The organism is Streptosporangium jomthongense (genome assembly GCF_042650425.1).
GTDB lineage: Bacteria > Actinomycetota > Actinomycetes > Streptosporangiales > Streptosporangiaceae > Streptosporangium.
In genome coordinates this window covers 49,090-56,562 of sequence record NZ_JBHSBC010000012.1, presented here as the reverse complement: position 1 = coordinate 56,562, position 7,473 = coordinate 49,090, and the positions used below count along the sequence as shown (strand labels likewise).

At 70.8% G+C, this 7,473-nt stretch carries 8 protein-coding genes; 4 read left to right on the top strand and 4 right to left on the bottom strand.

Annotated elements, in window-relative coordinates; all coding sequences use genetic code 11:
- Together ACFOYY_RS12010 and ACFOYY_RS12005 are read left to right on the top strand one after the other, a co-directional pair.
- Positions 1–420, top strand: a 420-nt coding sequence (locus ACFOYY_RS12010) for a hypothetical protein (protein ID WP_386189810.1), incomplete at its 5' end; no start/stop codon positions are given.
- Between the two features lie 57 nt (positions 421–477).
- Positions 478–1,293, top strand: a complete 816-nt coding sequence (locus tag ACFOYY_RS12005; protein ID WP_352009388.1) for an ABC transporter ATP-binding protein — start codon at positions 478–480, stop codon at positions 1,291–1,293.
- Positions 1,294–1,325: 32 nt separating this feature from the next.
- On the opposite strand, the gene ACFOYY_RS12000 is transcribed toward ACFOYY_RS12005, so the two are convergent.
- Together ACFOYY_RS12000 and ACFOYY_RS11995 are read right to left on the bottom strand one after the other, a co-directional pair.
- Positions 1,326–1,613 carry an HU family DNA-binding protein gene (locus tag ACFOYY_RS12000; protein ID WP_184714124.1) on the bottom strand — a complete coding sequence of 96 codons (288 nt, stop codon included), beginning with the start codon at positions 1,611–1,613 and terminating at the stop codon, positions 1,326–1,328.
- 313 nt (positions 1,614–1,926) lie between these two features.
- Positions 1,927–2,100 (bottom strand): hypothetical protein, encoded by a 174-nt coding sequence (locus ACFOYY_RS11995; protein WP_352009389.1) that lies wholly within the window; start codon positions 2,098–2,100, stop codon positions 1,927–1,929.
- Between the two features lie 160 nt (positions 2,101–2,260).
- Here ACFOYY_RS11995 and mihF point away from each other — a divergent pair, with 160 nt between their 5' ends.
- Complete coding sequence (gene mihF / locus ACFOYY_RS11990; protein WP_352009390.1) at positions 2,261–2,581, top strand: integration host factor, actinobacterial type; 321 nt, start codon at positions 2,261–2,263, stop codon at positions 2,579–2,581.
- A gap of 152 nt (positions 2,582–2,733) precedes the next feature.
- Here the strand turns inward: mihF and aceA are convergent, their stop codons facing one another.
- Complete coding sequence (aceA, locus tag ACFOYY_RS11985; RefSeq protein ID WP_352009391.1) at positions 2,734–4,026, bottom strand: isocitrate lyase; 1,293 nt, start codon at positions 4,024–4,026, stop codon at positions 2,734–2,736.
- A 226-nt stretch (positions 4,027–4,252) separates the two neighbouring features.
- Here aceA and ACFOYY_RS11980 point away from each other — a divergent pair, with 226 nt between their 5' ends.
- Positions 4,253–5,722 (top strand): helix-turn-helix domain-containing protein, encoded by a 1,470-nt coding sequence (locus ACFOYY_RS11980; protein ID WP_386189809.1) that lies wholly within the window; start codon positions 4,253–4,255, stop codon positions 5,720–5,722.
- Here the strand turns inward: ACFOYY_RS11980 and ACFOYY_RS11975 are convergent.
- Positions 5,707–7,362, bottom strand: coding sequence for a hypothetical protein (locus ACFOYY_RS11975; RefSeq protein WP_386189808.1), 1,656 nt, complete (start codon positions 7,360–7,362; stop codon positions 5,707–5,709). The two genes, ACFOYY_RS11980 and ACFOYY_RS11975, sit on opposite strands and share 16 nt — an antisense overlap.
- Between the last annotated feature and the right edge of the window lie 111 nt (positions 7,363–7,473).

The window sequence follows — 7,473 nt, the reverse complement described above, 5'->3', positions numbered from 1 at the left end:
CCGACCCCGGTGGCCCCGGGGGCGTCGGCGGTCCCGGTCGTCTCGGCGGTTCCGGCCGCTCCGGTCGCCACGCCCACGGCCGGTGTCACGGAGCCCCCTGCTCTTCCGCCCGCCTTCGAGGAGCCGGGGTTCGCCAGACCGCAGCACTATCCGAGGCGTTATCCGAGGCTTCCGCGGTGGTCGCGGCTCCCGCGGTGGACCAGGGAAACCGCCGAGGCGGAGGAGCCGGTCGGCTGCGCGGGCACCCTGGACAAGGGCGTGGAGTGCCCGGCGAGCCCGGGTGAGTCCAAGTCGTTCCTCACCCCGGTCCCGCAGGTGGGGGGGAGCGAGAGCGTCGCCCCCGTCACGGGAGGCTCCACGGCGGTGCCGCCGTCCCTCCCCTCGTCGAGCGCGGCGCCCGCCCTCAAGTCCGGGGAGTGATCCCGCCGGGGCGTCCGTTAGGGTGATCGGCGCGTGTCGAGTCGGAGGGGGAGGCCTGTGGGCGGACTCGCGCCGGGTGCGGTCGAGTTGAGCGGCGTCGGTGTCCGGGTGGTCGGTGGGACGTTGCTGGACGGGGTCGACTGGCGGGTCGGGTACGGCGAGCACTGGGTGGTGCTCGGACCGAACGGCGCGGGCAAGACGACTCTGCTGTCGCTGGCGGCGGCCGTACGGCATCCGACGGAGGGCACGGTGACCGTGCTCGGCCAGCGGCTTGGCCGGATGGACCTGCGGGAACTGCGCCGCCACATCGGCCTGGTCGCCGCGAGCCAGCGGCTCGTCGACGAGGAACTGCTTGAGGAGGAGGGCGCGAGCGCCCACACGGTCGTGCTGACCGGTCACACCGGCACGAGCGCCCCGCTGTGGGACCGTTACCGGCCCGAGGAGCACGAACGCGCCCACCGGATGCTGGGCGAGATGGGCTGCGGGGAGCTGGCTGAGCGGCTCTTCCGGGTCTGCTCGCAGGGAGAACGGGCCAGGATCCGCGTCGCCAGGGCGTTGATGGCCGATCCGGTTCTCCTGCTGCTCGACGAGCCGTTCGCCGGGCTCGACCTTCCGGCCCGGGAGGACCTGATCACCGCGGTGGAGGGCCTCGCCATGACCCGGCCCGCGCTGACCACGGTCACGGTCACCCACCACCTTGAGGAGGTGCCCGCGACCACGACCCACGCTCTGCTGATGCGCGAGTCGCGGATCTGCGCGGCGGGGCCGGTCGAGCGGGTGCTGACGGAGGAGAACCTGTCCGGCTGCTTCGGCAGGCCGCTGCGGGTCGGCCGGCACGAAGGACGCTGGTCGGCTGTGGCCGTACGGAGCTGACGCGGGACCTGCCGGTTTCGCGCCCGGTGGGGTCAGTCCTTCTTGCGCTGGCGGATGAGGCCCATGAACCCCGGGCTCGGCTTGAACCTCGCGGTCCAGGTCTCGGCGATCTCCAGGGGTTCCCCGGTCTGTGGGTTACGGCCGGTCCGTGCGGGTTTGTGGACGATCTCGAAGGAACCGAAGCCTGGGATCGCGACCTTCTCCTCGGCCGCGACGGCTGTCTGGATGGTTCCCAGGATCGCTTCGAGGGCCGCCGCGGTCTGCCTCCTGGTGAGTCCCGCCTCGGCCGCGGCCTTCTCGATCAGCTCGCGCTTGTTCATGGGGACAGTTAACGCCATTCCCCTCATCGTCGGGGAGGTGCCTGCCGTCCCATGGGGGGACGGCAGGCACCTGGGGCCTTCAGCGGTCCGACTGGGCGGCCAGCCGTTCCGCTTCCCCGTACAAGGCCTCGACGAGGATGAGCTCCAGGCGGAGGTCTTCGTCGACGAGGCCGTCCAGAACTTCCATTCGGGCCTCCCACTACTCGGACGTCTCACGGGCCGTGAAAGTTCACACGGGTACCGGATCGGACGTGACCGTGATCTGTGAAACCGCGCCGGGCGTGTGAGCGGCCTCCACCACTCCCGTGTCGTCCTATGTCGCGACGAGCTCGGCGAGATCGACGTGCTCGCCGACCTCGCGCACGTCCAGGCAGTACGCCAGCAGAACCCGCCGTTCGCCGACCCGCCGGGTGACACGCAGGCACGGTCGATCGTTGAGCACGACCGCCTCGACCTCGATGCCGTCCGGCCCTCGCCAGATCCCCATGGAGTCGAGGCTACGAACAGTCAGGTAAGGCCGGGGTAACCAACCGGGCATATCGTGATAGGTCCCGTAAGCCATGTGGTTTGACCGCTTCCGTCGGTGATTAGCCGTTGTGCTCTGGGTAACAGACGGTCTTAATCCAAGTAATCAGGGAGAAATCAACATGGTTCTGCCCAAGCTAACCCCCGAACAGCGTCAGGCGGCCCTCGCCAAGGCCGCCGAGACCCGTGTCGCCAGGGCCAGGCTTCTGGCCGAGGTCAAGGCGGGATCGATCAGTCTTGAGCAGCTGCTCTCCAGGAACGACGAGATCGCCAGGCGCATCAAGGTCTCGCAGGCGCTGCGCGCCCTGCCGGGGATCGGCAGCATCAAGGCGGCCCAGCTCATGCAGCGGGCCGAGGTCGACGAGACCCGCCGTCTCGGCGGCCTGGGAGCGCAGCAGCGGCGCAGGCTGATCAGGGCCCTGGTGAGCGGGACGACGAGCTGAACGACGCCCTGAGGCGGAACACGGCGAAGGCCCCGCCGTACGGCCTCGGGAGATCCGTACGGCGGGGCCTCACGCGACGACCTGGTGGCAGGGCCCGCCCGGGGAGCGATCCCATGCCCTGGAGGCGCCCGGGCGGGCCCTTGTCCGAGGGGTCAGTGAGCCGTCTCGAACTGCTCCTCCTCGGTCGAGCCCCTGAGGGCCGTGGTCGAGGAGTCCGGCGCCACGGCCGTGCTGACCAGGTCGAAGTATCCGGTGCCGACCTCGCGCTGGTGGCGGGTGGCGGTGTAGCCGCGTCGCTCCGCGGCGAACTCGGCCTCCTGGAGGCCGACATAGGCGGTCATGCCCTCCTCGGCGTACCTCCTGGCCAGGTCGAACATCGAGTAGTTGAGCGAGTGGAAGCCCGCCAGCGTGATGAACTGGAACTTGTATCCCATGTGCCCCAGCTCGCGCTGGAACTTGGAGATCGTGGAGTCGTCGAGGTGCTTCTTCCAGTTGAACGAGGGCGAGCAGTTGTAGGCGAGCATCTGGTCGGGGTAGACGGTCTTGACGGCCTCGGCGAACCGGCGGGCGACGTCCAGGTCCGGAGTCGAGGTCTCCATCCACAGCAGGTCGGCGTAGGGGGCGTAGGCCAGGCCCCGTGCGATGCAGGCGGCGACGCCGTTGCGGACGCGGTAGAACCCCTCCGCGGTGCGCTCGCCGGTGGTGAAGGCCTGGTCACGGGGGTCGACGTCGGTGGTCAGGAGCGTCGCGGCCTGGGCGTCGGTCCGCGCGATGATCACCGAGGGGACGCCCGCGACGTCGGCCGCGAGACGGGCCGCGTTGAGCGTCTTGACGTGCTGGCCGGTGGGGATGAGCACCTTTCCGCCCAGGTGGCCGCACTTCTTCTCCGAGGCGAGCTGGTCCTCCCAGTGCACGCCCGCCGCACCCGCGGCGATCATGCCCTTCATCAGCTCGAAGGCGTTGAGCACTCCGCCGAAACCCGCCTCGGCGTCGGCCACGATCGGGGCCAGCCAGTGGGGGGCGTCGCGCTCCTCCTCCGACCAGGTGATCTGGTCGGCGCGCAGCAGCGCGTTGTTGATGCGGCGTACCACGGCCGGAACCGAGTTGGCGGGGTAGAGGCTCTGGTCGGGGTAGGTCTGCCCGCCCAGGTTGGCGTCGGCGGCCACCTGCCAGCCTGACAGGTATATGGCCTTCAGCCCGGCCTTGACCTGCTGAACGGCCTGGTTGCCGGTCAGCGCGCCGAGGGCGTGCACGTAGTCCTCGGTGTGGAGCAGTTTCCAAAGCCGCTCGGAACCGAGCCGGGCGAGAGTGTGCTCCTCCTGGACGGAGCCCCGGAGTCGAACCACGTCCTCGGCCGTGAAGGTCCGCTCGGTACCCGCCCAACGAGGGTCGGTCTGCCACTCTCGCCGCAGCTCGTCTGCGGCTCCCTTGAGGCGATCGTTCATCGTCACTCCTTGTCGTCCCCTGGGTGCCTTGCACCGAGTGTGTTCCCCATCGAAAGGGACGAACAGGTCACCGATCGCGAAAGAATCAACTTTATTGCTGTTCTGGCAAGGATTGGCCGTCTTGGGTGCAGAAGAAATTCATAGTTTTCGATATGGACTAGACCAATCCCGGGTTGGGTGCGTGGGTGCTTGAAATATCTCTCGAAATTTCGTTTAGCATCGTGGTATGGCATCGCTCTTCGGAGAAGAACCGCTGTCCTTGACGCAGGAGCTCGACCTCATCGCGTTCGGGCAGCGGCTGAGACACCTGCGCAAGCAGCGCGGCCTCACCCTCTCCGACCTCGGTGAACGCGTCGGCCGCGCGCCGAGTCAGCTGTCGCTGCTGGAGAACGGCAAGCGCGAACCCAAGCTGTCGCTGCTGAAGTCCCTTTCCGTCGCGCTCGGCGTGCCCGTCGAGGAACTGCTGCGCCGCCAGGCGCCCAACCGCAGGGCCCAGCTGGAGATGGAGCTTGAGGAGGCCCAGCGCGACCCGCTGTACGCCGGACTCGGCCTGGCCAGGCTGAAGGTCTCCGCCCGCGTCCCCAACGACGTGCTCGAACACATCCTCGGCCTGTACGGCGAGCTACGCTCACGTCAGGCCAGGGGCACCGCGACCCCGGAGGAGGCGCGGGTCGCCAACGCCGAACTGCGGCGCATGCAGCGCGAACGGGGAAACCACTTCGAGGAGATCGAGAAGGCCGCGGCCGAGGCGCTGTCCGCGGTCGGCTACCGTACCGGGGCGCTGTCGCAGGGCACGGTCCAGGCCCTGGTCACCCACTTCGGCTACACCGTGCAGACCGTCCAGGACCTGCCCCGCACGGTGCGCTCCATCACCGACCTGCGCAACCGGCGCATCTACGTCAAGCACGAGCAACTCGGCATGCACACCCCGCGCACGATCCTGCTGCAGACACTCGGCCACCTCGCCCTGGGCCACCACAGGCCCCGCGACTTCGCCGACTTCCTGCGCCAGCGGACCGAGGCCAACTACTTCGCCGCCGCGGTGCTGGTGCCCGAGGCGACCGCCGTGCCCTTCCTCAGGGAGGCGAAACAGGACAGGGCGCTCAGCGTCGAGGACCTCAGGGACGTGTTCGCCGTCTCCTACGAGATGGCCGCGCACCGCTTCACCAACCTCGCCACCCACTTCCTCGACCTGACCTGTCACTTCGTCCGCAACGACGCGGGCGGGATCATCTTCAAGGCCTACGAGAACGACGGCATCGTCTTCCCCGCCGACGAGCAGGGGGCGATCGAGGGTCAGCGGATGTGCCTGCAGTGGTCGGGACGCCAGGTCTTCCGCTCCCCGGACAGGTTCTCGGTCTTCTACCAGTACTCCGACTCGCCGACCGGCACCTACTTCTGCATCGCCCACGTCGACCCCTCGCGGGAGCGGGACTTCGCGATCACCCTGGGCGTGCCGTACCGGGAGTCACGCTGGTTCCGCGGCAGGGAGACGACCAACCGCACCAGGTCGAACTGCCCGACCGGTGACTGCTGCCGCCGCCCGCCCGTCGAGCTGGCCCAGCGCTGGGACGGCTACGCCTGGCCCTCGGCGCGCGGCAACTCCCACGTCCTGGCCGCGCTGCCGCCGGGGTCGTTCCCCGGCGTCGACGAGGCCGACGTCTACGCCTTCCTCGAACGTCACGCCGCGGGCTGATCGCGCTCCAGCACGAGCCAGGGGTTGCCGAAGAACTGGTAAGCGGGCGCCGTCGCCGGGGCGACGCAGCGCAGCGAGCGCAGCACCTCGGCCGGAGGCTCCCCGGCCAGGGCGCGCCGGTGGAACTCCTCGACCAGGCCGTCCCCGACGGGCCTGAACGGCGCGACGGCGGCGCACGCCCCCGCCAGCAGGAACGGCTGGCAGTCACCGGGCTCGTCGAGGAAGACGAACGCGCCACCGCCCATGCCCCGGCCGAGGGACTCGGGGGCCGGGCCGCCCGTGGCGAAGTGCACCACGTCCGGCGGGTCGCCCAGCAGCGCGAGCACCTCGCCCAGCGAGGTGCCGACCTGCCTGGCGCCGAAGGCGGAGACCAGCGGGTGCGGGTGCGGCCCGCCGTGCACGACCGCCATGCCACGCCCGCCCGCCCGCGCCGGAGGCGGCAGCTCAGGGCGGTTCCCGCCGAGCGGCCAGCGCCCCGTCACCGCCTGGCAGTTCAGGAAACCGGGCAGGGACCGGTCGAACGGATGCTGGAGCACGGCCAGATCCCACGGGACGTGTGGCTCCTGGGACAGGAAGAGCACACTCGGCCGCCGGGGCGACACCCGCCCGGCCACCGCGTTGAGCAGCTCCCAGAACCCCGGCGGGACGTGCGCCGCGACCCGCGCCCCCACCTCCTCCAGGGGCAGGGACTGCTCGGCCAGGCCCCGCCCGAACTCCGAGGCCCGCATGCCCAGCTCGCAGACCTCCGCCTGGTCGGGGGTGACGAAGTGCGGCGACTGGTAGGTCCACCACAGCCGTCCCGGCCGGTCACCGTGGACGACGACCGCCGTGACGTCCGGCGCCTGCCCGGTCTCGGCGAGCCGAACCCGGGTTCCGGCCACCGGATGCGGGGCGTTGTCCCTGCCGAGCAGGCCGGGGGAGTCGAGGACCGCCAGCGCCCGCACACCGAAACCGACCACCTGGCCGCGCACCGCGTGCACCACCTGGATCTGCCTGGCGGTGACCGGCTGCTCCTGCGCCGTGGCGACCAGGCCGACCTTCGCCCTGGGGTACGGCGAGGCCTCGTCTGCGCGCAGCCGTACCCGCCAGCCGCCGGGCGCCTCGAACCCCTCCGCGACGATCTGGATGTCAAGATCGGCAGGTCCGAGCCCGCCGTACGGCGCCGCCCGCCCACCGGGTGCCTCCTCGGCCACCAGGCCGACCTCGACCTCGGCTCCCCAGCCCGCGACGACCTCGGCGGGCGCCTCGATGAGGGGAAGCGGGGGTGCCTGCCCGGCGGCGGACGACTCGCCCTGCCTGCGGCGACGGCGGAAGGCGCCGGTCAGTCTGCCGATCACCGAGCGCGCGGGCCCGGGGGAGGCGCCGGACGGGACGCGGCCGAGCGGGCCGGTGCTCGCGGCCGGAGGCTCCTCCTGCGGGGGCGCGTCCTGGCCGAGCAGCAGGCAGAAGCGTTCCCACGCGGGGCCGTACTGGGAGATGAGGGCGACCACGGCCTCGGCGAGCGGTCCTGGCGGCTGCCCGCCCTCCCCGGCGAGCAGCGGATCGAGCCGGGCGCCGAGCTCTGCCGGAGGCTCACCCGGCATGCCGCCGAGTTCGTCACGGACGGTGCGCGCCGCCCTCATCACGGCCACCGGGTCCATACCGTCCCTCCTCGCTCCGCTCTGAGCCGATCTTCCCACTGCGCGGCGGGTACGGGAGCCCGTACCCGCCGAGAATAGGAGCCGCATAGGGTGATACCCGTGGATTTCGAG

Excerpts from the sequence above, each read along its gene's own strand:
- ACFOYY_RS11975 (WP_386189808.1), bottom strand. The coding sequence starts at position 7,362 with ATGGACCCGGTGGCCGTGATGAGGGCGGCGCGCACCGTCCGTGACGAA.
- aceA (WP_352009391.1), bottom strand. The coding sequence starts at position 4,026 with ATGAACGATCGCCTCAAGGGAGCCGCAGACGAGCTGCGGCGAGAGTGG.
- ACFOYY_RS12000 (WP_184714124.1), bottom strand. The coding sequence starts at position 1,613 with ATGAACAAGCGCGAGCTGATCGAGAAGGCCGCGGCCGAGGCGGGACTC.
- mihF (WP_352009390.1), top strand. The coding sequence starts at position 2,261 with ATGGTTCTGCCCAAGCTAACCCCCGAACAGCGTCAGGCGGCCCTCGCC.
- ACFOYY_RS11995 (WP_352009389.1), bottom strand. The coding sequence starts at position 2,100 with ATGGGGATCTGGCGAGGGCCGGACGGCATCGAGGTCGAGGCGGTCGTG.
- ACFOYY_RS11980 (WP_386189809.1), top strand. The coding sequence starts at position 4,253 with ATGGCATCGCTCTTCGGAGAAGAACCGCTGTCCTTGACGCAGGAGCTC.